Source organism: Streptomyces sp. NPDC050439 (assembly GCF_040655335.1).
Taxonomy (GTDB): Bacteria; Actinomycetota; Actinomycetes; order Streptomycetales; family Streptomycetaceae; genus Streptomyces.
In genome coordinates this window covers 659,083-684,217 of the sequence record NZ_JBFAJT010000005.1, presented here as the reverse complement: position 1 = coordinate 684,217, position 25,135 = coordinate 659,083, and the positions used below count along the sequence as shown (strand labels likewise).

Genomic DNA, 25,135 nt, shown 5'->3' with positions numbered 1-25,135 from the left:
CCCGTAGGGTGGTCGCGCTATGACAAAGCCCTCCCTTCCCGAGCTCCTGCACGCCGCCGTCACCGCCGTCGGCGGCACAGAGCGCCCTGGCCAGGTGACGATGGCCGAGACCGTCGCCGAGGCGATCGACGACGGTTCCCATCTGCTGATCCAGGCCGGCACCGGCACGGGTAAGTCCCTCGGCTACCTGGTGCCCGCGCTCGCGCACGGTGAGCGCGTGGTGGTCGCGACGGCCACCCTCGCGCTGCAGCGCCAGCTCGTGGAGCGTGATCTGCCGCGGACGGTCGACGCCTTGCACCCGCTGCTGCGCCGCCGCCCCCAGTTCGCCATGCTCAAGGGCCGCTCGAACTACTTGTGTCTGCACCGCCTCCACGAAGGCGTGCCGCAAGAAGAGGAGGACGGGCCGGCCCTCTTCGACCAGTTCGAGGCCGCTGCCCCCACCAGCAAGCTCGGCCAGGACCTGCTGCGGATGCGCGACTGGGCGGACGAGACCGAGACCGGCGACCGGGACGACCTGACCCCAGGTGTCTCCGACCGTGCCTGGTCCCAGGTCTCGGTCTCCTCGAGGGAATGCCTGGGCGCCACGAAGTGTGCGTACGGGGCGGAATGCTTCGCCGAGGCGGCGCGGGAGCGGGCCAAGCTCGCCGAGGTCGTCGTCACCAACCACGCGCTCCTCGCGATCGACGCCATCGAGGGCGCCCCCGTCCTTCCTCAGCACGAAGTGCTGATCGTGGACGAGGCGCACGAACTGGTCTCCCGGGTGACCGGTGTCGCCACCGGCGAGCTCACCCCCGGCCAGGTCAACCGAGCCGTACGCCGAGCCGCCAAGCTCGTCAACGAAAAAGCGGCGGATCAGCTCCAGACCGCGTCCGAGGGCTTCGAGCGGGTGATGGAGCTGGCCCTCCCCGGCCGCCTCGAGGAGGTCCCGGAGGATCTCGGGTACGCGCTGATGGCTCTGCGTGACGCGGCCCGTACGGTCATCTCGGCCCTCGGCTCCACCCGCGACAAATCGGTCCAGGACGAGGACGCCGTACGCAAGCAGGCGCTCGCCTCCGTCGAGACGATCCACGATGTGGCGGAGCGCATCACGAACGGCTCCGAGTGGGATGTCGTCTGGTACGAACGGCACGACCGTTTCGGGGCCTCGCTGCGGGTGGCCCCCATGTCCGTGTCGGGACTGCTCCGCGAGAAGCTCTTCAGCGATCGCTCGGTCGTTCTCACGTCCGCCACCCTCAAGCTCGGCGGCGACTTCAACGGCGTGGGCGCTTCCCTGGGGCTCGCTCCCGAGGGCATCGAGTCCGAGGACGCCCCGGCCTGGAAGGGCCTGGACGTCGGTTCGCCCTTCGACTACCGCAAGCAGGGAATCCTGTACGTCGCCCAGCACCTGGCCCGGCCGGGCCGCGAAGGCCCGCGCAGCGACATGATCGAAGAGCTGGCCGAACTGATCGAGGCGGCAGGCGGCCGTACGCTCGGCCTGTTCTCCTCCATGCGCGCCGCTCAGAACGCCGCCGAGGAGCTCCGCGGCCGTCTCGACATGCCCATCCTGCTGCAGGGCGAGGAGACGCTGGGCGAGCTGATCAAGAACTTCGCGGCGGACACGCGGACCTGCCTGTTCGGGACGCTGTCCTTGTGGCAGGGCGTCGATGTTCCCGGCGCGAGCTGCCAGTTGGTGGTCATGGACAAGATTCCCTTCCCGCGCCCCGACGACCCGCTGATGAGCGCTCGCCAGAAGGCGGTGGACGACGGCGGGGGCAACGGCTTCATGGCCATCGCCGCAACCCACGCGGCGCTCCTGATGGCGCAGGGCGCGGGCCGGCTGGTGCGGGCCTCCGCGGACCGTGGAGTGGTCGCCGTCCTGGACCCCCGGCTCGCGACCGCGCGCTACGGCAGCTATCTGAGGGCTTCGCTCCCCGATTTCTGGTACACGACGGACCGCAATCAGGCCCGCCGCTCCTTGGCCGCCATCGACGCGGCAGCCAAGGCAGATCCCAAGCCGAATCCCAAGCCTGACCCCAAGACCAATCCTCAGACGGAAGACGAGGACGAGGCTGCCGAGGCATGAGAATCGGCCCGGGCTGATGCCCGAGCCGGGTGAAGCGACTGTGGGACGCAGCAGGGCCCCGGAACCGGCGCAGTTGGTTCCGGGGCCCGGTCAGGGGCGGAGGCTCACACGCGCCGCAGCACCGCCACCACCTTGCCGAGGATCGTGGCCTCGTCACCGGGGATGGGCTGGTACGCGGAGTTATGAGGCAACAGCCACACGTGACCGTCCTCGCGCTTGAACCGCTTCACCGTGGCTTCGCCGTCGAGCATGGCGGCGACGATGTCGCCGTTCTCGGCGACCGGCTGGCGGCGGACCGTCACCCAGTCCCCGTCACAGATGGCGGCCTCGATCATCGAGTCACCGACGACCTTGAGGACGAAGAGCTCACCGTCGCCGACGAGCTGCCGGGGGAGCGGGAAGACGTCCTCCACCGACTCCTCGGCCAGGATCGGGCCACCGGCCGCGATGCGGCCGACCAGCGGGACATACGAAGCGGCGGGCTTGCCTGCTGTGTCCGTGGGCTGGCTGCTCGGCTGGTCCGAGCCACGCACCTCGTACGCCCGCGGGCGGTGCGGGTCGCGGCGCAGGAAGCCCTTGCGCTCCAGGGCCATCAGCTGGTGAGCGACCGATGAGGTGCTGGAGAGGCCTACCGCCTGCCCGATCTCCCGCATGGACGGCGGGTACCCCCGCCGCTGCACCGAGTCCCTGATGACCTCGATGACGCGGCGCTGCCGGTCGGTGAGCCCTGAACTGTCGGCGCGGATGCCAGGAGGTCGGCCCGGTAGGGAGCGTGTGGGCTTGGGGCCCTCCTGGTTCGTGGCTGCATCATTCATGGCATGCACCGGCTCGAGTCGGCTCTGGCGGTCCTGGGCAGTGATGGTGGCGCTGTCTGCGGTGGTGGTCACGTCGGTCGGCCCCTCTCGAGATGTTCTCCCTAGTTAGCCAACGGTAGTTGCTTTCGAAAGGTTGCGCCAAACACACGTTCGAGTGAAAAATCGCAGATCGCCTGTTCTGATCATGCGTCTGGGTGTATGGCTAACGTTCGAGCCGACTGGCATTTCGGTTCATTACGGTACGCTTCACCGCCAGGGCCGCAGCCCCCTCAGTGGGGCTCCCATACTGCCACTCGGTACCCGGTCAACCCCGCACCACCCCCTTCCCGTGCGGCGCGCGGGACGGGCTCGTACTCTTCACGTCGGGCCAGGGGAGCGCGACACGCGATGGGGCCGGATTTACGGTCAAACCCCAGATCTAGTGGTTGGATTGCAACCACGGCCCAGAAGTTGTGGTCCCGGGTCTTTTCAGGCCTTGGGCATCGCCTATGCTTGGGGCTGCTTCGAGGGCCTCACGGGCCTGTTGAGGCCAATGAGTCGTGTCGTGAAGGAGGGTTGGGAGTTCCATGCACTGCCCCTTCTGCAGGCACCCCGACAGTCGCGTGGTCGACAGTCGCACCACCGATGACGGCACGTCGATCCGCAGGCGCCGTCAGTGCCCCGACTGCTCCCGTCGTTTCACGACCGTGGAGACGTGTTCGCTGATGGTGGTCAAGCGCAGCGGCGTGACCGAACCGTTCAGCCGTACGAAGGTGATCAACGGCGTACGCAAGGCGTGCCAGGGGCGCCCGGTGACCGAGGATGCGCTCGCCCAGCTCGGCCAGCGGGTCGAAGAGGCGGTGCGGGCCACCGGGAGTGCCGAACTGACCACGCACGACGTCGGTCTGGCCATACTCGGTCCGCTGCAGGAGCTGGACCTCGTGGCCTACCTGCGCTTCGCGTCCGTGTACCGGGCGTTCGACTCGCTCGACGACTTCGAGGCTGCCGTCGGGGAGCTGAGGGACCAGCGGGACAAGCGGCTCGACGAAGAGCCGCAGGGCGCCGGCGGGGAGCCCGGCGCGAACGACTGCGGGCCCGGAGGGACTGTCGAAGTCCCGGTGCCCGCCACTGCCGCCGACTGACCGGCTGAACGGCCGACGGCGGCACACACAGACCTGTTGCGGGAGCCTTCGCGGCTTTCGCGGCACCAGACAACACCGTGTCACGGGAACATCGTGGCACTTCAGGGCGTTTTAGCCTGATACAGGGAGGCGGCATGACCGAGACGACGAGCGGCCCGGCACGAGGTTCCCGAGCCAAGGGATCCAAGGCCAGCAAGGGTCTGCGTATCGAGCGCATCCATACGACGCCCGGCGTGCACCCGTACGACGAGGTGGTCTGGGAGCGCCGAGACGTCGTCATGACCAACTGGCGCGACGGCTCGATCAACTTCGAGCAGCGTGGCGTCGAGTTCCCCGACTTCTGGTCGGTGAACGCGGTCAACATCGTCACCAGCAAGTACTTCCGCGGGGCCGTTGGCACCCCGCAGCGCGAGACCGGCCTCAAGCAGCTGATCGACCGCATCGTGAAGACGTACCGGAAGGCCGGCGAGGACTACAGCTACTTCGCCTCGCCCGCCGACGCCGAGATCTTCGAGCACGAGCTGGCGTACGCCCTCCTGCACCAGATCTTCAGCTTCAACTCGCCGGTCTGGTTCAACGTCGGAACGCCCCAGCCGCAGCAGGTCTCCGCCTGCTTCATCCTGGCCGTCGACGACTCCATGGACTCGATCCTCGACTGGTACAAGGAAGAGGGGATGATCTTCAAGGGCGGCTCCGGCGCCGGCCTGAACCTCTCCCGCATCCGCTCCTCCAAGGAACTGCTGTCCTCCGGTGGCAACGCCTCGGGACCGGTCTCCTTCATGCGCGGTGCCGACGCCTCCGCAGGAACGATCAAGTCGGGTGGCGCCACGCGCCGCGCGGCCAAGATGGTCATCCTCGACGTCGACCACCCCGACATCGAGGGCTTCATCGAGACCAAGGTGAAGGAAGAGGAGAAGATCCGCGCCCTGCGTGACGCGGGCTTCGACATGGACCTGGGCGGCGACGACATCACGTCCGTCCAGTACCAGAACGCCAACAACTCGGTCCGCGTGAACGACACGTTCATGAAGGCGGTCGAGGAGGGCGGCAAGTTCGGCCTGACCTCCCGTATGACGGGCGACGTCATCGAGGAGGTCGACGCCAAGTCGCTCTTCCGCAAGATGGCCGAGGCCGCCTGGGCCTGCGCCGACCCCGGCATTCAGTACGACGACACCATCAACGCCTGGCACACCTGCCCGGAGTCCGGCCGGATCAACGGCTCGAACCCGTGCAGCGAGTACATGCACCTGGACAACACGTCCTGCAACCTCGCCTCGCTGAACCTGATGAAGTTCCTCAAGGACGACGGCAAGGGCAACCAGTCCTTCGACTCCGAGCGCTTCTCCAAGGTCGTCGAGCTGGTCATCACCGCGATGGACATCTCCATCTGCTTCGCGGACTTCCCCACGCAGAAGATCGGCGAGAACACCCGCGCCTTCCGCCAGCTGGGCATCGGCTACGCCAACCTCGGCGCCCTGCTGATGGCCACCGGTCACGCGTACGACTCCGACGGCGGCCGCTCCCTGGCCGGCGCCATCACCTCCCTGATGACGGGCACGTCGTACAAGCGTTCCGCCGAGCTCGCCGCGGTCGTCGGCCCCTACGACGGCTACGCCAAGAACGCCACGCCGCACAAGCGCGTCATGAAGCAGCACGCCGACGCCAACGCCACGGCGCCCCGCGTGGACGACCTGGACTCGCCGATCTGGGCCGCCGCCACGGAGGCCTGGCAGGACGTGCTCCGCCTCGGCGAGAAGAACGGTTTCCGTAACTCCCAGGCGTCCGTCATCGCCCCGACCGGCACCATCGGTCTCGCGATGTCCTGCGACACCACGGGCCTGGAGCCCGACCTCGCCCTGGTGAAGTTCAAGAAGCTCGTCGGCGGCGGCTCGATGCAGATCGTCAACGGCACCGTGCCGCAGGCCCTGCGTCGCCTGGGGTACCAGGAGGAGCAGATCGAGGCGATCGTCGCCCACATCGCCGACCACGGCAATGTGATCGACGCCCCCGGCCTGAAGCCCGAGCACTACGAGGTCTTCGACTGCGCGATGGGCGAGCGTTCCATCTCCGCGATGGGCCACGTCCGGATGATGGCGGCCATCCAGCCGTGGATCTCCGGTGCGCTCTCCAAGACGGTCAACCTGCCGGAGACGGCGACCGTCGAGGACGTCGAAGAGGTCTACTACGAGGCGTGGAAGATGGGCGTCAAGGCGCTCGCCATCTACCGCGACAACTGCAAGGTCGGCCAGCCCCTCTCCGCGAAGAAGAAGGAGCAGGAGAAGGCCGAGGTCACCGAGAAGGCCGAGGACACGATCCGTGCCGCGGTCGAGAAGGTGGTCGAGTACCGCCCCGTCCGCAAGCGCCTTCCCAAGGGCCGCCCGGGGATCACCACCTCCTTCACCGTGGGTGGCGCCGAGGGCTACATGACCGCCAACTCCTACCCGGACGACGGTCTCGGCGAGGTCTTCCTGAAGATGTCCAAGCAGGGCTCGACCCTCGCGGGCATGATGGACGCCTTCTCGATCGCCGTCTCCGTGGGCCTGCAGTACGGCGTCCCGCTGGAGACGTACGTCTCGAAGTTCACGAACATGCGCTTCGAGCCGGCCGGCATGACGGACGACCCGGACGTGCGGATGGCGCAGTCGATCGTCGACTACATCTTCCGCCGCCTGGCGCTGGACTTCCTGCCCTTCGAGACGCGCTCCGCGCTCGGCATCCACTCGGCCGAGGAGCGCCAGCGTCACCTGGAGACGGGTTCGTACGAGCCGTCCATGGACGACGAGTCGGACGTCGACGTCGAGGGCCTGGCCCAGTCCGCCCCGCGGCAGCCCGAGGTCCTGAAGGCCGTCGCGGAACCGAAGGCCGAGGCCGAGAAGCCCGCTCCGCAGCAGGCGCACACCAGCGCCGAGCTCGTCGAGATGCAGCTCGGCATCCAGGCCGACGCGCCGCTGTGCTTCTCCTGCGGCACGAAGATGCAGCGGGCCGGCTCCTGCTACATCTGCGAGGGCTGCGGCTCGACCAGCGGTTGCAGCTGATCCGGCCAGGAGCTCCCGGCGCCGACCGGGAGTGAAGCCTGATCGTCCGGGGCGGTGATGCCGAGAAATCGACGTCACCGCCCTTGGCGTTTCCCGCTCCGGGCGCCGTGCTCAGATCTCGGTGCCCATCACCGCGGCGAAGGACGTCGGGTCGGCCTCGAACCCGCGGATCATCTCGCGGAAGGACCACGCGCCCGTCTCGTCGCGGTTGAACTCGGCGATCGTCGCCGCGGTGTGCCCGGAGACCGCGGAAAGATCGCTCTGCGCGAGGTCGGTGTGCCCCTCGCGGATGCGCACCCCGGTGTTCGGGATGTCGCCGAAGACCTTCCGCGCCTCGTTGGGCTGTATGGCGACACCGACCACCACGCGCGTGTAGGCGGCCGCGAGCCGGTCCAGCTCCAGGGTCATGACCTCGTCGAAGCCGAAGCCCTGGCCCGTCTTGCTGTCCCTGTTGAGGGTGATCGTCCCGTCGGGGGCGCGGCTGTCGAAGTGCACCAGGTACACCGGGCTGTCGTACGGAGCGTGCGCGGCGTAGGTCGCGGCGATGATGTCGAGATCATGGGGAGGCGCACCGACCGGGCTCGGGTCCCACTTGAGCCCCACCTCGACCTTCTTGATCCCCTTGCTGACACTGCTCACGGAGCTCCCCCTCTTCGCACTCTTCGAAATCCCGGCTGACGCTGCCGCATCAGACATGTCCGGACGGCATGTCCTACAGACACGCTACGGCGTATGACTGACATCACTGAAGTCGGCTGATCAGTACGGCTGTTGGGGCTGACGCGGACATTCCAGGTGGCGTGCCCTTGTGCGCGCGTAGATCATTGCCCTCATGACATGGAACGGGGAAGAACTGGACATCGAGGCCTACTTGGCCAGGGTCGGCCACGAGGGAGAGGCGAAGCCCGACTTCGACACCCTCCGTGCGCTGCACCGTGCGCATGTGGCGTCGATCCCCTTCGAGAACCTGGAGATGATGCTCGGGCGGCCCGTGCCGCTGGATCTGGGCGCTCTGCAGGACAAGTTGGTGCGGCAGCGCAGAGGCGGTTACTGCTACGAGCAGAATCTGCTGTTCGCCGCGGCTCTGGAGCGGATCGGTTTCGCCGTCACGGGACTCGGGGCCCGGGTCCGGGCGGGTGCCTCGTCGCGGCGCGCGGTGACGCACATGCTTCTGCGGGTCGAGGCGGACGGTCGGCAGTGGCACTGTGATGTCGGTTTCGGCGCCGAGGGCCTGCTCGAACCGATTCCCATGGGGGACGAGGGCGACGTACGGCAAGACGTGCGACAAGGAGAGTGGCGGTTCGGGATCGTCCAAGAGGCGAACGGTGCGCGGGTGTTGCGGACCGAGCACGCGGACGGCTGGTTCGACCTCTATGAATACACGCTGGAAGAGCGCCTTGTCGTCGACTACGTAGTGATGAACCACTACACGTCGACCCACCCCTTGTCGTCGTTCATCCGCCGCCCGGTGATCCAAAGGGCCGCTCCGGAGGTGCGGCGCACTTTGGTCGGCGAGCGCCTGACGGTGACGCGACCGGGCGGCACATCGGACGAACGCGACGTATCCGCCCAGGAGTTGGGGGATGTCCTCGACCGTGAGTTCGGTATTGAACTGACCGCCGATGATCGCGCCGGGCTGATCCGGGCGCACTACGCCGGAGCGTGACCCGGGCCACGTTCCGCGCCGTACGATGGCGCGGTGCTGGTCAAGTGGATTCGCTGCACCGTGGTGGACCGACGGGGGTTCGAGCGGGGACAGCGGAAGTGGGCGGGGCTTCTGGGGGAGCCGGGGTTCCGGGGACAGGGCGGGGGGTGGAGTCGGGAGCGGCCGGGCGTGGCGCACGTCTTCGGCTTCTGGGAGAGCCGGGCCTTCTACGACTCCTTCATGGCGCGTTCCCACGACCGGCTCGCCGCCACGCAGTCAGGCACCTTCAAGGACATCCAGAGCAAGCTCTTCGATCACCGTTTCGACGTGAAGACCGGCTTCGAACCGCGCTTCACGGACGCGGACGTGGTGCGGGTGGCGCACTGCCGGGTCCGCGAGGCGCGGGTGGAGCATTTCGCGCTCATGCAGGAGAAGGTCTGGAACCCTGCGATGGCCGGCTCTCCGGGGATGGTGCGCGGGCTCTTCGGGGAGGCGCCCGGGCATGAGTTCCTCGTGCTCTCCATGTGGCTTTCGGCCGCCGAGCACGGCAAGTACCGCAGGGAACGCGTGGAGCGCCTCTCGCTGCGGGCCCAGACGGAGGCCGATGTCGCGGCGCTGGCCGGTGACATCGTGGAACTGGAGCCGTCGTGGACGGTGTGACGTCCCACCTGCGGTGACCTGCGATGTTGCCGCCGTGAGCGGCGGCGCCGACGGCGACCGCGTACGCCGGATGGAGCCCCGACGGCCGACCGGTTGAGCCGCGGGGGAGGGGCCGATCTAGGGTTTCCGTATGGCACGTCCGCAGCGCATCTTCCTTGTCCGGCACGGCGAGTCGGCCGGAAACGCCGACGACACCGTGTACGAACGCGAACCCGATCACGCGCTGGCGCTCACCGAGAAGGGCTGGCGCCAGGCGGACGAGACGGGCGAGCAGCTACGGGAGGCCGTCGGCCGCGAGAGAGTGAGCGTGTACGTCTCGCCCTATCGCCGTACCCACGAGACCTTCCGCGCGATGCGACTCGACCCCGAACTGGTGAGAATCCGCGAGGAGCCGCGGCTGCGGGAGCAGGACTGGGGAAACTGGCAGGACAGGGACGACGTCAGGCTGCAGAAGGCCTACCGCGACGCGTACGGCCACTTCTTCTACCGCTTCGCCCAGGGTGAGTCAGGTGCCGACGTGTACGACAGGGTGGGCGCATTCCTGGAGAGCCTCTACCGGAGCTTCGAGGCCCCGGACCATCCGCCGAACGTCCTGCTCGTCACTCATGGCCTGACCATGCGGCTCTTCTGCATGCGCTGGTTCCACTGGTCGGTGGCGGAGTTCGAGTCGCTGTCCAACCCCGGGAACGGCGAGATGAGGACGCTGGTGCTCGGCGACGACGGCAAGTACACACTGGACCGGCCGTTCGAACGCTGGCGCGAACCCGAACCCTACGGCGTCACCGGATAGAGTGGCAGGGCGATGACCGCTGACTCCTCTCCCGACCGGCGCCTGGCCCGCGCTCTGGCCAGCCTGCGCGGACTGGCGGTGGGGGACGCGCTGGGCTCTCAGTTCTTCGTGCCCGCGAACTACCCCCTGCTGAAGCGCCGCGAAGCGCCCCCAGGCCCCTGGCAGTGGACCGACGACACCGAGATGGCCTGTTCCGTGCTCGCGGTCCTGATCCGGCACGACCGGATCGACCAGGACGCCCTGGCCCTGTCCTTCGCCGAGCACCACGACTTCGACCGCGGCTACGGCCCTGCCGTGAACCGGCTGCTCAGGCAGGTCCGGGAGGGCGGGGACTGGCGGGAGCTGGCCTCCGCGCTGTTCAAGGGGCAGGGCTCCTGGGGCAACGGCGCGGCCATGCGGATCGCCCCGCTCGGCGCCTGGTACGCGGACGACCCGGAGCAGGCGACCCACCAGGCGGAGATCTCCGCCTACCCCACGCACCAGCACCGCGAGGCGGTCGTGGGAGCCATGGCGGTGGCTGCCGCCACGGCGCTCGCGGCCGACCCCGCAGGGCCGCCCGCGCCGAAGACGTTGCTCGACGGCGTGATCGACCTCGTGCCCCGCAGCGCCGTGGGAGCGGGGCTCCGCCGCGCGCGGGACATGCTCGACTACGGGGACGCGGCGACGGTCGCCGCGGTGCTCGGCTGCGGCCGCCGCACGACGGCTCATGACACGGTGCCGTTCGCGCTGTGGTCGGCCGCCCGTGGCTTGGGTGACTACGAGCGGGCCATCTGGTCCACCGCCCAGGTGGGCGGCGACATGGACACGACCTGCGCCATCGTGGGCGGAGTGGTCGCTGCCGGTGAGGGTGGAGCGCCCTCCGAGGCGTGGCTGGAGCGGACCGAGGCGCTGCCCGGCTGGGTGCCGGTCACGGCGGGGTGACCTCTGCGGTCACCGCGTGACGCTCAGAGGTTCCGGGGTGACTGTCACGGTCATGCCACAGCTCGGCCGATGCGGGGGCCTTCGTCGGTGGCCCGGCTACTCTTTCCGGCAGGCCGCGAGTTGATCATGACTGGCGCCTTACGAGATGCCGGTCGCCCGGCGGCCCCGCCACGCGTGCGTGCCGTCCGCTGCACGTGCGGGCCGGCCGGGAGGGGGTCCCGTGTCCGATTCACCGTCCACGCCTGAGCCATCAGATGTGGAGGATTCACCAGCGCGTTCAGTGGCAGATCCACCAGCAGGGAATCCGGCCAAAGAGCCGACGGAAGTGCGGCGGCCTGACGGCGGCAGCAGCGGCGAGGCGCCTGAGGAGCCCCAGGACGCCGTGCCCGGGCCGCGCGCCGCGGACGGTGGCCCAAGGCCTCATCCCGACTGGGCGTATCCGGAGGGCGCGTACAAGCACGAGCCCTTGCTGGCCGACCTGCGCTCCGAGCCGCCCGCACCGGTCCGTACGGGCACGCTCGGCGCGGTGCTCGCGACCGGCCTGCTGAGCATGCTGCTGCTCGGCGACGGGCTCGCGATCAACCTGCTGATCGTCGCCGTGCCCGCCGCGCTCGCCGCGTACTTCGCCGCCGAGCAGGCCGGTCGAAGACCGCGCCCATGGACGCTGGCCTGGGCGATCGGCGGCCTCGCGCTGCTTGCCGTGCCCGCGCTGCGGGACGCGGGATGGCCCTCATTCCTCGCCGTCGTCGGCGCCGTGGGCCTCGGCTCGCTCGCGCTGCACGGCTGCCGTACCTGGCCCGGCGTGCTGCTCGGGCCGATCGGTCTCTTCGAAGCGGTGCTGTCCGGTCTCGGCTGGGGCTGGCGCGGGGTGCAGGGCCGTGCGAGCGGGTCCAGGAGCGGTCCCGTGCTGCGGGCGGCCGTGGTGACCGCCGTGCTGCTGCTGGTCTTCGGCGCGCTGTTCGCCGGGGCCGACGCCGCCTTCGCGGGGCTGCTCGGCGATCTGATGCCCGACGCCTCCGTTGCCGACGGGCCATGGCGTCTGCTGCTCTTCGCGGCCGGCATCGTAGGGGCGCTCGCCGCGGCACACACCGCTGCCGCGCCCGTGCGGTGGGACCAGCTCGTCGTGGGGCCGGGACGGGAGCGGGGCCGCGTCGAGTGGGCGCTGCCGCTGATCGTCCTGAACCTGCTGTTCGCGGCGTTCAACGTGGTGCAGCTCGCCGTCCTCTTCGGCGGCTACGACGCGGTCCTGGAGAAGACCGACCTCTCGTACGCCGCGTACGCACGCCAGGGCTTCTGGCAGCTGCTGCTCGCCACGCTGCTCACTCTCGTCGTCATCGTCCTCGCCCTGCGCTGGGCGCCGCGGGACGGGGCGCGCGACCGAGGTCTGGTGCGCGCCGTGCTCGGCACGCTCTGCGCCCTCACACTCGTCGTCGTCGCGTCGGCGGTGCGGCGCATGGACATGTACGTCGAGGCGTACGGCCTGACCAGGCTGAGGGTGTCGGTCGTGGCCGTCGAGCTCTGGCTGGGCCTGGTCATCGTGCTGATCATGGCGGCCGGGGTGTGGGGGGCGCGTTGGTTGCCGCGCGCCGTTGCCGCGAGCGCGGCCGCCGGTGTACTGGCCTTGGGGCTCCTCTCGCCCGACGGACTCATCGCCGAGCGCAATGTGCAGCGCTACGAAGACACCGGTAAGTTCGACCTGGAGTACGCGCAGGGGCTGTCCGCCGATGCGGCTCCGGCCCTCGACGGGCTGCCGGAACCGCTGCGTTCCTGCGTCCTTGAGGGCATCGAGACGAGCCTCGGCTCCGAGCGCGGTCCTTGGTACGCCACCAGCCTGGGGGAGGCGCGGGCCAGGGAGATCCTGGAGGACCGGCCTCCCAAGGCTTCTTCATCGGACTGCATGGGCCTTGACGAGGGGACCTCGTACCGCTGAGGCGCGGCTGGGCGGCGGGCGGGTTGCGGGTCTGCTCGGTGATGAGAGGCGGGGTCGCGGGTCCGCCGGGTGACGAGAGGGCGGTTGTGGCCCTCCGCGGCGGCGTGTGCCGGGCCGCTCTCCCGTCCCCATGGGCGACCCGGCACGTGCGCGTGCGCGTCTGTCAGCCGCCCGCCGGGCCCGCCGGGCTTGCCGTCCCGGACAACGCGTCCATGTCGCTCTTGCGTACCCGGACCACCACCAGCGCGGTGACCAGGGCGAGCAGGGCCATGGCGACGGCCGGTATGAAGGCGGTCGAAATCCCCTCGGACAGCACCTCGTGCCCCCAGGGTGCGGGCAGTTCGCCGGTCTTGGCGAAGGCGGCCTTCTGTTCCGGCGAGGCGTTCGCCATGAAGTCCGCCATCTGTTCCTTGCCCTCGTCGCGGCTCGCCGTGCCGAACACCGTGGTCAGGATGGAGAGGCCGAGCGAGCCGCCCACCTGCTGCGTCGCGTTGAGCAGCCCTGATGCTGCGCCTGCCTCGTGCGGGGCCACTCCGGAGACAGCCGTCAATGTAAGGGTCACGAAGTTCAGACCCATGCCGAAGCCGAACAGGAGCATCGGGCCGAGCACTCCGCTCACGTACGAACTGTCCGGGCTGATGAGGGTCTGCCAGCCGAGCCCGATGGCGACGAGGGCCGAACCGATCACCATGAACGGTTTGGGACCCAGGGTCGGAAGCAGCCGTTGGGAGATGCCCGCACCCGCCACGATCGCCACCGTGACCGGCAGGAAGGCGAGGCCCGCCTCGATCGGGGTGTAGCCCAGGACGTTCTGCACGAAGAGAACGATGAAGAAGAACATCCCGAACATCGCCGCGGCCAGGCTCAGCATGATCACGTACGAGCCGGAGCGGTTGCGGTCGGCGAACATCTTCAGCGGAGTGATCGGCTCCTTCGCCCGGCTCTCGATCAGGGCGAACGCGAGGAGCAGCACGATCGCCGCGCCGAACGACGCCATGGTGAGGCTGTCGCTCCAGCCGTCCTCGGCCGCCCGGATGAACCCGTAGACCAGGGAGGCCATGCCGAGGGTCGACGTGAGGGCGCCCGCGATGTCGAAACGGCCCGGATGGCGCTCGGACTCGCTGATGTAGAGCGGGGTGAGGAAGGCGATCAGGATGCCGATCGGCACGTTCACGAACAGCACCCAGCGCCAGTCGAGCCACTCGGTGAGCATGCCGCCGGCCAGCAGGCCGATGGCGCCGCCGCCCGCGGAGACGGCCGCGAACACCCCGAACGCGCGGTTGCGCTCGGGGCCTTCGGGAAACGTCGTGGTGATGAGGGCCAGGGAAGTGGGCGACGCGATCGCGCCACCCACACCCTGCAGGGCACGCGCGGCCAGCAACTGCCAGGGCTCCTGCGCGAATCCGCCCAGGAGCGAGGCGAGGGTGAAGACCAGGATGCCGGTCATGAAGACGCGGCGGCGGCCGAGGATGTCACCGGCCCGGCCGCCGAGGAGCAGCAGGCCGCCGAACGTGAGGGTGTACGCGCTGACGACCCAAGTGAGGTCGGTGGTGGAGAATTTGAGCGCGTCCTGAATGTGCGGGAGCGCGATGTTCACAATCGTCGCGTCGAGGACCACCATGAGTTGGCAGGCCGCGATGACGGTCAGGGCGATACCGGGTCGGCCTTCTCGGCGGGCGGCACCTGGCTTCTGATCTTTGGCTAATTGAGAGGTTGTCACTATGGGTCCCCCACAGGTGCGTTAGTGAACGCTCCCGTTCACTGTCCCGTCCACGGTAGTGACTCCCCATCAGTGAACGCAACCGTTCACTGACACTGCCTCGTACTCCAACGGAGAGATATCGATGGTTACTTCGCGCTGGAGCGCCGCAGCCGCTCAGACGGCCTCCCTGCGCCGCCGGGGCCCCGTGCTCGAACGGGCGATCCTCGAGGCCACGCTCGAACAGCTCAGCACCGTCGGCTGGGCCGGCCTGACGATGGAAGGCGTGGCCGCGGGCGCGCAGACCGGCAAGGCCGCCGTCTACCGCCGCTGGCCCTCCAAGGAGGACCTCGTCGTCGACGCGCTGCAGGCCGGCCTTCCGAAACTCGACTCCGCACCGGACTGCGGAGGGGTCAGGGAGGACCTGCTCCAGCTGTGCAGGCAGATGCGTGAGGCGATGTTCTCGCGGCCCGGATTCGCACTCCGCGCCGTCCTTCACGAGTGCGACACGGTGACGGCCGAGCGGTTCCATGGCGTGATCTTCGACGGGGTCATCGGGCCGAGCGTGGGACTGATCCAAGAGGTCGTACGCCGCGGGGTCGAGCGCGGAGAGGTCCGTGACGATGCCACGAATTCCTACGTATGCGATGTCATTCCGGCGATGATGATGTACCGGTCCAAGGTGTGCGGGAGCGAATGGGGGGACGAGGAGTTCACCGAGCTGATCGATCAGGTCATGGTTCCGCTGCTTCGTCGGTAGACCTGGGTGTCGCGGGTGGCATGCGGCGGCGTACGCTGTCAGGCGCCATGCCGTACGAACCACCCACCCACACCGTCGAGCGCTCCCTTCGCGCTACCACCGGAGCGAAGATCGTTGCCGGAGTCGACGAAGTCGGGCGCGGCGCGTGGGCGGGACCGGTCACCGTATGTGCGGCGATCACGGGACTGCGCAGGCCGCCCGAAGGGCTCACCGACTCCAAGCTGATCACTCCCAAGCGGCGCACCACGCTCGCGGGGGAGCTGGAGAGCTGGGTCACGGCCTATGCCCTGGGGCACTCCTCGCCCGAGGAGATCGACGACATGGGGATGACCGCCGCGCTGCGGCTCGCCGCGGTGCGCGCCCTGGAGGCGCTTCCGGTGCGTCCGGAAGCGGTGATCCTCGACGGGAAGCACGACTATCTCGGGATTCCCTGGCAGGTTCGTACGGTGATCAAGGGCGATCAATCCTGTGTGGCCGTCGCCGCGGCGTCGGTGATCGCGAAGGTTCGGCGCGACAAAATGATGGCCGAACTGGGTATCGAACATGCAGACTTCGGTTTTGCGGCCAACGCCGGCTATCCGTCGCCGGTGCACAAGGCCGCGCTGGCGGAGCGGGGGCCCACCCCGTACCACCGGATGACGTGGGCGTATCTTGATGCGCTGCCCCAGTGGCGGCACCTCAAGAAGGCCCGCAGCTGGGCGGATGGAAGCGTTCCGGAGATCGAGGGCCAGCTCGGCTTCGATTTCTGACGCTTCCGGCAGTTCCACATCGCACTCCAGTGCCACCCGCCGATGCCACCCGCACCGGCGTTTGATAAATAACAACGCATGCCTCTCAGTCCCGAGGAGCCTCAGATTCACGAGAGTGCCCAGGGTCCCCGCGTGACCCCGGCCAGTGGCCGCATCACGCCGACCCCCCGCCCCGTACCCGGCCCGCGTCCCGCGGCCGCGCCGCGTCCCGGCCGACCGGGCCCCGCCCGGCCGACGCCGCCGGCGCAGCGCACGTCGCGTGAGCCGGCCGCCAAGCCCGGGCCGTCCGCCCCGGCTGTTTCCGTACCTTCCGTCGCTCCCGCCGGTGTCCCCGCCGGCCCCGCGCCGGACGCCGGTACTTCGGTTCCGCAGATCCAGCTGATCCCGGCTCCCGTAGAGGGGGCGCTCGACGCCGCCGAGGAAGCCGTTGACCTGCTGCTCGACTCGGGCCGCGCTCCGGGTGAGGTGCTGGTGATCACCACCGGCGACCCGCACCCGTGGGCCACGCACGAGCTGTCGTTCGGCGAGGTCTCCTACTGGGCTCAGCACGACGCGGGTGACGACGTCTTCTACGCGGACGCCGCCGCCCTGGACCGTGCCGTGTCCCGCCCCGTGGTCGTCGTCGCCGTCAACGGCGGCAGCGAGGAGATCGCGGTCGGCGCGCTGCCGACGGCGCTCGCCCGGGCCGGAACCCTGCTGATCGTCTGCGGTGACCCGCAGCGGATCAACGCGATGCTGGGCGCGGGCGTCTGACGCTCGCTGTCGACATCCGCGCCTCGGCTTCGCCTGCCTGACGTTCGTCGTCAGGTGGACGAAGTCGCGGCGTGGGGCGACCGGTTCCGGTGGCATGGCGGAGTCAGCCCGAGCTGTGCGTGTCGCCCTTCGCGCGACGCTGCCGGTGGGCGCGCGCCGGTCCATGCCTGTGGCCCGCCTCGCGGCGGGTGGTACGGCGGACGCCTCAGCGTGCCGCCGCTCGGCGCAGGACGTCGGAGGCGGCGCCGCCGGTACGTGGTGGCGGCGGATCGGTGTCGGCGAAAGTCTCGGGCTGTGAGCCTGTGCTCGGCCGACGGCCGCCGCGCCCCTCGCCGAGCACCTGCCAGCCGTCACGGGTCAACGTGATGTAGGCGCCGCACCGCAGCCCGTGCAGCGTGCAGGCGTCCCGCAGCCCCCACATCCACGCCCCGTCCTCCTGTGTCCAACGCGCGTCACCGTCACGGCAGTAGAGCAGGACGGCCGTGCGTACCGGTGTGCGGCGGCGCAGATCGTGCGGGATGATCCGGCGCAACTGCGCGAGCAGGGCGTTACGGAAGACCCAGCCGTCCGCCGCGCTCGGCCGACGGGGGAACGAGGCGCTCGCCCGCAGCCGTTCCTCCGGATCGAGGACGGCGACGACGGCTGTCGCGGGCGTCGGACGATGCCGGGCGTGCAGGCCGCTGACGACCTCACGTGGGTTGCGCAGCAGGGGAATCCCCGCGGCTGACCACTCCGCGGGCTCCAGCATCCGGGCCAGTCGGTTGGCGGGGTCGGCGGACATCTCAGCAGTCGTCGAAGACTCCGACATCGATGCCGCAGCGGACGGAGCGAATCCGAAGGTCACGGTCCTCCCTTCGGCTACGCGCCCAGAGGGCGGGGTCGGACTGGGGGAGCGCACCGCGGCACAGTGCTGCCGGGCCACGGAGAGCCGCGCGGGGAGCGATACCAATTCTTCCCGCCGGACTGCCTTGCGGCAACGAGCAATTGGGGCCGCCGACCGGTATCTGGTGATGCGCCTTCTATATCCCTGCCCAAGGCGCCCCCCATTGACGCTTTCGTCAGCCCTGTACAGCCAGGACCAGCGGCAACACCCCCTTGGCTCCGGCACGGCGGAGCATGCGCGCGGCCACCGCCAGGGTCCAGCCGCTGTCCGTCAGATCGTCGACGAGCAGCACGGGGCCGCCCGCTTCCTGGAGCGCCGCGGCGAGCTCGGGAGGCACGGTCAGCGTCCCGTCGAGGGCGCGCAGACGCTGGGCGCTGTTGCTCCTCGGAACGTGCGTCGAATCGGCTCCGGCGGCGTACTCGATGGAGCCGAGGAGGGGCAGGCGGCCGATCTCCGCGATCCGCGCGCCCAGCGACTGGATCAGCTGGGGCCTGGTGTGCGAGGACATGGTCACGACGCCGGCCGGTCGCGCTTGCGCGTCGGTGCCGCCCGATGCCCAGCCGCCGGGGCCCTTCGCCCAGTCGGCGAGGACACCGACCACGGCGTTCGCCACATCGTCGGGCACCGGCCCGTCAGGGGCCTGCGGCGAGAGCATCGGCCGGAGCCTGTTGCCCCACCCGATGTCCGAGAGCCGCCCCAACGCGCGTCCCTGCGACGCCTGCTCCCCGGCGGGGATGCGTCCCTTCAGGTCGACGCCGATCGCGGCGAGCCCGGTGGGCCACATCCTGCGGGGCTCCACGTCGACGCCCGCGCGGACCAGTTCGCCCTTCGCCGTGTCGAGCGCCCCGGACGACACGGCGTCGGTGAAGCGGGCCCCCGCGCAGTTGTCGCAGCGGCCGCAGGGTGCGGCTGCCTCGTCGTCCAGCTGCCGACGCAGGAACTCCATCCGGCAGCCGGGAGTCGTGGCGTAGTCACGCATCGCCTGCTGTTCCGTCTGTCGCTGCTTGGCGACCCAGGCATAGCGCTCGGCGTCGTACGCCCAGGGCATCCCCGTGGAGGTCCAACCGCCCTTGACGCGCCGGACCGCTCCGTCCACGTCGAGGACCTTGAGCATCGTCTCCAGGCGTGAGCGGCGCAGCTCGACCAGCGGCTCCAGGGCGGGCAGCGACAGGGGCCTGCCCGCCTGCGCCAGCACGTCCAGCGTGCGCCGGACCTGCTCCTCGGGCGGGAAGGCGAGCGAGGCGAAGTAGTTCCAGATCGCCTCGTCCTCCTTGCCCGGAAGGAGCAGCACCTCCGCGTGATCGACACCTCGGCCCGCGCGACCGACCTGCTGGTAGTACGCGATCGGGGAGGAGGGGGAGCCGAGGTGCACCACGAAACCGAGGTCGGGCTTGTCGAATCCCATCCCCAGGGCGGAGGTGGCGACCAGGGCCTTCACGCGGTTGGCGAGCAGATCCTCCTCGGCCTGCTGGCGGTCCGAGTTCTCCGTCTTTCCGGTGTACGAGGTGACGGTGTGCCCGCACTGCCGCAGGAAGGCGGTGATCTCCTCGGCTGCGGCGACGGTGAGCGTATAGATGATCCCTGAGCCCGGCAGATCGTCCAGATGGTCGGCGAGCCAGGCCAACCGGTGTGCCGCATTGGGGAGTTGCAGGACGCTCAGGCTCAGGCTCTCGCGGTCGAGGGGGCCGCGCAGCACGAGCGCGTCCGAAGTGCCGCCCGTGCCCAGCTGTTCGGCCACGTCGGCCGTCACGCGCGCGTTGGCCGTCGCGGTGGTCGCCAGGACGGGGACGCCCGGGGGGAGATCGGCGAGCATCGTGCGCAGCCGTCGGTAGTCGGGCCGGAAGTCGTGGCCCCAGTCCGAGATGCAGTGCGCCTCGTCGACCACGAGCAGGCCGGTCGCGGCGGCGAGCTTGGGCAGGACCTGGTCGCGGAAGTCCGGGTTGTTCAGCCGCTCCGGGCTGACGAGGAGCACGTCCACGTCGCCGGAGGCGACCTCGGCCTGGATCGTTTCCCACTCCTCGGTGTTGGAGGAGTTGATCGTGCGGGCGCGGATCCCGGCTCGTGCCGCCGACTCCACCTGGTTGCGCATGAGCGCGAGCAGCGGGGAGACGATCACGGTGGGGCCACTGCCCCGCTCCCGCAGCAGCGCGGTCGCGACGAAGTACACGGCGGATTTCCCCCAGCCCGTGCGCTGCACGACCAGGGCCCGCCGCTTGTCGGCGACGAGCGCTTCGATCGCGCGCCACTGGTCCTCACGCAGCCGTGGGCCGTCTGACGGGGACGCCTCACCGCTTGTGGGCGCGGGGCCGCCGACGAGGCGGGCGAGTACGGCATCGGCCGCCGTGCGCAGATCTTCGTTGCTCATGCCCCCATGCAACCCGATGGGTCTGACATTAGGCGAACGGGTCCGCCGAGCTGTGGATAACTCTTGGCGTGCCCCTGACCGCACTTATCCACAGGGCAAACCGGAACCTGGCCATTCGCGGGAGAGTCGGCGCATGACGAACCACAGCGAGCAAAACGATCCGATCGACTCGACGAACTCCATCAACTCCTCCGGGCGGGCCGCGTCCATCGACGACGCGTCGGTCACCCTGCGCACCCCGGCCGAACTCGCGGATGCCCTGCCGTACTTGCTCGGATTCAAGCCCGAGGAGAGTGTCGTCCTCATCGCCCTGCACGGCGAGCGGGGGCGGTTCGGCGGCCGGGTGCGCCTCGGTATTCCCGGGCGTCCGGAGGACTGGCCGCCCATCGCGGAGCAGCTCGCCCAGTGCCTGGTGGGCGGCTGTGAGCGGCGCGACGCCCGGCCTGACGGCATCGTGGCCTTCCTGTGCGCGGAACCGGTCGGCACGGAGACCGGCCGGCAGGTCATGGAGCGCCTGCGACCACTGGCGCAGGTGCTCCGCACCGCCTGCGGAAGGCTCGACGTCCCCGTGTTCGAGGTCGTGTGCATCTCGGCGGGCACCTTCTGGACCTACTGCTGCCCGAACAAGCAGTGCTGCCCGCCGGAGGGCGTGCCGCTGCTGCGTCCCGGCACCTCGGTTCTGGCCGCCGCCACGGCTTACGCCGGTGTCCAAGTAGGCGTCACCACAAGGGAGATGCGGGCGCGGTTGTCTCCCTGGGAATCAGTCGCCGCAGTCGACCAGGAAGCCGCGCTCGACGCTGCGGGCATGGAGCTCGTGCACCGGATGCTGGCGGAGGACGGGCACGCCGACGTCGCCGCCGACACGCTTGACCTGGCCCGACGGATCATGGCGCGCATGGTGGCCGCACCCGCGGTCGTCGACAGGCTTGAGGCGGACCTCCAGGACGACGAGCTTCTCGCGCATGACGAGGCCGCCGCGCTGATCCTCGGGCTGCAGGACCGTACGACGCGAGACCGGGCCGCGGAGTGGATGGAAGGCGATGTCGCGGCGTCCGCGCTTCGTCTCTGGCGGGTCCTGGCCCGCCGCTGCGTCGGGGCCTACGGGGAGCACGCGGCGGCACCGCTGTCGCTGGCGGGCTGGGTCGCGTGGTCCCTGGGCGACACCACAGAAGGCCAGGAAGCCCTGGCCATGGCGCTGGGCGCCGATCCGAACTACACCTTCGCGCAACTCCTGCACCATGCCTGCACCGGGGATCTGGACCCCGAGCCGATCCGCCGCTGCTTGCGCACGGAGGGACGCGACCGCAGCGTCAAGGGAGTGCAGACCGAACTGCCACTCTTCTCGGAGCCTTCGGGGACGTCGAGCCCCTCGGCCCCTTCAGACCCTTCGGACTCTTCAAGCCCTTCGGAGCCGTCGAGGTCGTCGGGCCCCGCGGGTGAGCCGGTGGGTGTAGCAGCCGCTCGACGTCGCCGACCCGACCGTCCGAAGGCAGGCCCCGGCGCACGCGTCACCGACAGGCCGACCACCGACAGGCCGAGCACGGGGCCGCAGAACCGCCGCCGCACCATCCGTCGCACGGCGAGGAACGACACGTGAACGCGGGTGTGCGGCACCGGAGGGCAGGGGCGGGACGGGTGCCGGTCGTGCTGCCGTACGAGGGAGGCCAGGGCCGGGCGAGTGGCTTCCCGCCCGGTGGGCGTGACTTGGTGCGGGGCAGGTCCGTTCACCTGAGTGGCGGTACCTGTGCCTGGGCCGATCCGCCGTACGACCCCCGACTTCCCGTAGCGCGGACAGCGCAGAAGAGGCCATCTCATGCCCCTGCCCGCCCCGTCCCCCGTCTCCGGCAGAGGGGGTCCCCAGAGGCCTGTGCCGGGCTCCCCGCTCCCTCCCGGCCAAGCCGCGCAGACTCCCGCGCCCCGTCGCCTCGCTCAGCTTCCGCCCGCACACGCCACGCTGATCTGTGTCGCCCTGCCCGCACTCGCGATCTCCACGGACCAGGGGCAGTTGACCGGCCGCGGACTCGAAGGGTTCTACCGCGCAGGGCGCAGGCTGCTGTCCCGCTGTCAGCTACGAGTGGCGGGGCGCGAGCCGATCGCCGTGCAGGCACGGATGCTCGCGGCCGACCGCGCCCGCTTCATGGCGACGCTGCGACCCGCCGCGGACGGCGGCCCGGATCCAGACGTGATCGTCGAGCGGAACCGGTACGCGGACGGCACCGAGCGGATCATCCTGCGCAGCGCCGCCGGCCGGCCCCTGCGACTGCCGGTGGAGGTCTCGCTCGGCACGGACCTGGCGGAGCTCGGAGCGGTGGCCTCCGGCAACACCGGTCCGGAACTTCCCCCCACGGTCCACGACTCCGGAATGCGCTGGTCCTCGCCGGCAGGCACCTGTGTGGTCACCGCGCACCCGGCGCCCGCGGACGCGCTGGCCTCGGCCGGACTGTTGCGCTGGGAGGTGGAGCTGGCGCCGGGCGGCACCTGGAGCCTGGAGCTGCGCGTCCGGCCGGAGGGCGCGGGCCCGGTGAGGGCGGTCGGGCACGGGATGTCGCGCTCCCTCGCCACGGCGCGGGCCGCGGGCGACGACCCCAGGGCCCGCGCGCTCCTGGACCGGTCCGTGGAGGATCTCCAGGCGTTGCTGCTGCGGGACCCCAAGCACCCGACCGACGTCCACCTGGCCGCGGGGGCGCCATGGCGCTGCGGGCTCGCGCCGGCCGAGGCGCTCGCTGCCGCGCGGATGGCCCTGCCGCTCGGCACCGGGATCGCCGTGGGGACGCTGCGTACGCTGGCCCGCCGTCAACTGGCGGGCAAGGGGCCACGAGTGGGCATGATCCCCGGGCCGTTGCGGAACGCGGGGCCGCATCTGCCTCCCGGGTGCACGGGGGTCGAGGCGACGCTGCTCTTTCCGGTGCTGTTGGCGGAGGCGTGGCGTTGGGGGTTGCCGGCTCAGGAGACGGAGGAGCTGCTGCCGGCGGCCGAGCGCTGTCTGCGGTGGCTGCTTGCCGCAGTGGGCGACCGGGGGCTCCTGCCGGACCCGTACCCGAGTGGGCCCGCGCGCTGCGAGACCCAGGCCCATGCCCACAGGGCCGCGCTGCTCGGCGCCGACCTGCTGGATGCCCACGGCCGCCCGGGCGGTGCCGGCCTGCGGCAGTGGGCGGAGCGGCTGCGAGGCACCTTCCGCGAGGACTTCTGGGTGGAGGACCGGGCGGGTGGCCGGCCCGCCGCGGCCTGCCTGGCCGACGGTCGCCCTGTGCCGCTGCTCACCGGCGGGGCCGCGCACCTCCTCGACACCGGGCTGCTCGGAGCGGGCGTGCTCGCGCCAGGGCTGCTGGACAAGGTGCGGACGGAGCAGCTCGCCAGGCTCCTCGGCGGGCCCGCCATGGATTCGGGGTGGGGACTGCGGAGCCTGGGCGTCAAGGAAGCGGCGTACAACCCTTTCGGACATCGTGGCGGGGCGGTCCGCGTCCATGAGACGGCGGTCGCCGTCGCGGGACTGGCCGCCGCGGGCTACGAGAAGGAGGCCAGCACGCTGCTGCGAGGGGTGATGGCCGCGGCCGAGACATTCGGCTACCGGCTGCCTGAGATGTACGCGGGGGAGCAGCGCACGGAGGGCGGTGCTCCACTGCCGCACCCCGCGGCATGCCGCCCGGCGGCCACCGCCGCGGCCGCCGGGGTGCAGCTCCTCACCGCGCTCGCCGGGATCCGGCCCGACGCCCCGTCGGGCACGGTGACGCTGAGCCCCGTCCGCAGCGCACCCCTGGGTGAGCTGGGGCTGACGGCGCTGCGCGTCGCGGGCGCCCCGTTCTCCGTTCGCGTCAGCCGACTCGGCCTCGCCATGGTCGAGGAAGCGGCCGACGGTTTGCAGCTGGGGGTGTGACTCACGGACCAAGGGGGCGATGCCGCGGAGGTGTGGCCAAGGAGAGGAGGGCCTGCGATGGGCGTGGCCTAAACCCGACGTGAGGGCCGGTGAATCCGACCGGGTCCGGATGCCGGAGGAGCTGTTTATCGTCAGGCAGACGACTATGATCGCGGCATGTCGCCCTACGACCCGTCGGCCTTCCCGCCGTTTGCTGTCACCGTCGATCTGGTCGTGCTGACCGTACGTCGTCACGCGCTCTGCGCGCTCGCCGTGCGGCGGGGCGAGTCGCCGTTCCAGGGGCGTTGGGCGCTGCCCGGCGGATTCGTGCGTGACGACGAGGACTTGTCGGCGGCCGCCGCGCGCGAGTTGGTCGAGGAGACGGGGCTGTGCGCGCACGATCCGGACTCTCCGGCCCAGGCGAACGGCGCGCACCTGGAGCAGTTGGCCACGTACGGCGATCCCAAGCGTGATCCGCGGATGCGGGTCGTCAGTGTCGCCCACCTCGCCCTCGCTCCCGACCTCCCCGCTCCGAGAGCCGGCGGCGACGCGAACAGCGCGCGCTGGGCGCCCGTCGAGGCACTGCTCAACCAGGGCGGATACGGACGTGAGGACGAGCAGGCGGCGCCGCTCGCCTTCGACCATGCGCAGATCCTGGCGGACGGCGTGGAGCGCGCCCGTTCGAAGATCGAGTACTCCTCGTTGGCGACGGCCTTCTGCCCGCCCGAGTTCACCGTCGGCGAGCTGCGCCGCGTGTACGAGGCCGTATGGGGCGTGGTGCTCGACCCGCGCAACTTCCACCGCAAGGTGACCGGCACGCCGGGCTTCCTCGTCCCCACCGGTGGCACGACCACGCGCCAGGGCGGTCGCCCCGCTCAGCTCTTCCGTGCGGGCGGCGCGACGCTGCTCAACCCGCCGATGCTGCGCCCCGAAGTCTGAGGCTCGCCGCAAGGTCCGGCCACGGCTCGCTCCGCTGGTCGTCCCGCCGTCACCTGTCCCTCACCCGTCGGTCTGGCGGCGTGCTGGACACCCGCGGCCCACACCCTGACCGAAATGCCAGAAATATCGCGTTATCTTGCTGAAGTACCCACGGG

At 70.3% G+C, this 25,135-nt stretch carries 19 protein-coding genes; 14 read left to right on the top strand and 5 right to left on the bottom strand.

The window, feature by feature from the left end; translation table 11 throughout:
- Nucleotides 1-19 precede the first annotated feature (19 nt).
- Nucleotides 20-2,062 (top strand): ATP-dependent DNA helicase, encoded by a 2,043-nt coding sequence (locus tag AB0I66_RS24090; protein WP_363209983.1) that lies wholly within the window; start codon nucleotides 20-22, stop codon nucleotides 2,060-2,062.
- A gap of 104 nt (nucleotides 2,063-2,166) precedes the next feature.
- On the opposite strand, the gene lexA is transcribed toward AB0I66_RS24090, so the two are convergent.
- Nucleotides 2,167-2,949: a transcriptional repressor LexA gene (lexA, locus tag AB0I66_RS24085; RefSeq protein WP_363209982.1), complete on the bottom strand. Its 783-nt coding sequence runs from the start codon at nucleotides 2,947-2,949 to the stop codon at nucleotides 2,167-2,169.
- Nucleotides 2,950-3,443: 494 nt separating this feature from the next.
- Here lexA and nrdR point away from each other — a divergent pair, with 494 nt between their 5' ends.
- On the top strand, nucleotides 3,444-3,998 hold the full coding sequence (gene nrdR, locus AB0I66_RS24080) for a transcriptional regulator NrdR (protein WP_363209981.1): 555 nt from the start codon (nucleotides 3,444-3,446) through the stop codon (nucleotides 3,996-3,998).
- A 134-nt stretch (nucleotides 3,999-4,132) separates the two neighbouring features.
- Nucleotides 4,133-7,033, top strand: a complete 2,901-nt coding sequence (locus AB0I66_RS24075) for a vitamin B12-dependent ribonucleotide reductase (protein ID WP_363209980.1) — start codon at nucleotides 4,133-4,135, stop codon at nucleotides 7,031-7,033.
- A 111-nt stretch (nucleotides 7,034-7,144) separates the two neighbouring features.
- Here AB0I66_RS24075 and AB0I66_RS24070 read toward each other — a convergent pair whose 3' ends face one another.
- On the bottom strand, nucleotides 7,145-7,672 hold the full coding sequence (locus AB0I66_RS24070) for a TerD family protein (RefSeq protein ID WP_363209979.1): 528 nt from the start codon (nucleotides 7,670-7,672) through the stop codon (nucleotides 7,145-7,147).
- Nucleotides 7,673-7,865: 193 nt separating this feature from the next.
- Here AB0I66_RS24070 and AB0I66_RS24065 point away from each other — a divergent pair, with 193 nt between their 5' ends.
- From AB0I66_RS24065 to AB0I66_RS24045, 5 genes are all read left to right on the top strand, one after another.
- Nucleotides 7,866-8,699 carry an arylamine N-acetyltransferase gene (locus AB0I66_RS24065; RefSeq protein WP_363209978.1) on the top strand — a complete coding sequence of 278 codons (834 nt, stop codon included), beginning with the start codon at nucleotides 7,866-7,868 and terminating at the stop codon, nucleotides 8,697-8,699.
- 33 nt (nucleotides 8,700-8,732) lie between these two features.
- Nucleotides 8,733-9,338 (top strand): YdbC family protein, encoded by a 606-nt coding sequence (locus tag AB0I66_RS24060; protein ID WP_363209977.1) that lies wholly within the window; start codon nucleotides 8,733-8,735, stop codon nucleotides 9,336-9,338.
- A gap of 130 nt (nucleotides 9,339-9,468) precedes the next feature.
- Nucleotides 9,469-10,128, top strand: a complete 660-nt coding sequence (locus AB0I66_RS24055) for a histidine phosphatase family protein (RefSeq protein WP_363209976.1) — start codon at nucleotides 9,469-9,471, stop codon at nucleotides 10,126-10,128.
- Nucleotides 10,129-10,140: 12 nt separating this feature from the next.
- Nucleotides 10,141-11,049, top strand: coding sequence for an ADP-ribosylglycohydrolase family protein (locus tag AB0I66_RS24050; RefSeq protein WP_363209975.1), 909 nt, complete (start codon nucleotides 10,141-10,143; stop codon nucleotides 11,047-11,049).
- 469 nt (nucleotides 11,050-11,518) lie between these two features.
- Nucleotides 11,519-12,979 carry a DUF4173 domain-containing protein gene (locus AB0I66_RS24045; protein ID WP_363210063.1) on the top strand — a complete coding sequence of 487 codons (1,461 nt, stop codon included), beginning with the start codon at nucleotides 11,519-11,521 and terminating at the stop codon, nucleotides 12,977-12,979.
- Nucleotides 12,980-13,142: 163 nt separating this feature from the next.
- Here the strand turns inward: AB0I66_RS24045 and AB0I66_RS24040 are convergent, their stop codons facing one another.
- On the bottom strand, nucleotides 13,143-14,699 hold the full coding sequence (locus tag AB0I66_RS24040) for an MFS transporter (protein ID WP_363209974.1): 1,557 nt from the start codon (nucleotides 14,697-14,699) through the stop codon (nucleotides 13,143-13,145).
- 124 nt (nucleotides 14,700-14,823) lie between these two features.
- On the opposite strand from AB0I66_RS24040, the gene AB0I66_RS24035 reads away from it, so the two are divergent.
- From AB0I66_RS24035 to AB0I66_RS24025, 3 genes are all read left to right on the top strand, one after another.
- The gene (locus AB0I66_RS24035; protein WP_363209973.1) at nucleotides 14,824-15,438 is read left to right on the top strand and encodes a TetR/AcrR family transcriptional regulator; all 615 of its coding nucleotides are present in this window, start codon (nucleotides 14,824-14,826) and stop codon (nucleotides 15,436-15,438) included.
- Between the two features lie 47 nt (nucleotides 15,439-15,485).
- Complete coding sequence (locus tag AB0I66_RS24030; protein WP_363209972.1) at nucleotides 15,486-16,187, top strand: ribonuclease HII; 702 nt, start codon at nucleotides 15,486-15,488, stop codon at nucleotides 16,185-16,187.
- A gap of 78 nt (nucleotides 16,188-16,265) precedes the next feature.
- Nucleotides 16,266-16,940 (top strand): hypothetical protein, encoded by a 675-nt coding sequence (locus AB0I66_RS24025; protein WP_363209971.1) that lies wholly within the window; start codon nucleotides 16,266-16,268, stop codon nucleotides 16,938-16,940.
- A gap of 205 nt (nucleotides 16,941-17,145) precedes the next feature.
- Here the strand turns inward: AB0I66_RS24025 and AB0I66_RS24020 are convergent, their stop codons facing one another.
- Together AB0I66_RS24020 and AB0I66_RS24015 are read right to left on the bottom strand one after the other, a co-directional pair.
- Entirely contained in the window at nucleotides 17,146-17,784 is a 639-nt protein-coding gene (locus AB0I66_RS24020; protein WP_363209970.1) for a hypothetical protein, read from the bottom strand.
- A gap of 214 nt (nucleotides 17,785-17,998) precedes the next feature.
- Complete coding sequence (locus AB0I66_RS24015) at nucleotides 17,999-20,188, bottom strand: RecQ family ATP-dependent DNA helicase (protein ID WP_363209969.1); 2,190 nt, start codon at nucleotides 20,186-20,188, stop codon at nucleotides 17,999-18,001.
- Nucleotides 20,189-20,321: 133 nt separating this feature from the next.
- Between AB0I66_RS24015 and AB0I66_RS24010 the strand changes: the two genes are divergently transcribed.
- The 3 genes from AB0I66_RS24010 (at nucleotide 20,322) to AB0I66_RS24000 (ending at nucleotide 24,980) form a co-directional block, all read left to right on the top strand.
- Nucleotides 20,322-21,785: a DUF4192 domain-containing protein gene (locus AB0I66_RS24010; RefSeq protein ID WP_363209968.1), complete on the top strand. Its 1,464-nt coding sequence runs from the start codon at nucleotides 20,322-20,324 to the stop codon at nucleotides 21,783-21,785.
- Nucleotides 21,786-22,001: 216 nt separating this feature from the next.
- Complete coding sequence (locus AB0I66_RS24005; protein WP_363209967.1) at nucleotides 22,002-24,062, top strand: glycogen debranching N-terminal domain-containing protein; 2,061 nt, start codon at nucleotides 22,002-22,004, stop codon at nucleotides 24,060-24,062.
- Nucleotides 24,063-24,218: 156 nt separating this feature from the next.
- Complete coding sequence (locus AB0I66_RS24000) at nucleotides 24,219-24,980, top strand: NUDIX hydrolase (protein WP_363209966.1); 762 nt, start codon at nucleotides 24,219-24,221, stop codon at nucleotides 24,978-24,980.
- Nucleotides 24,981-25,135 lie beyond the last annotated feature (155 nt).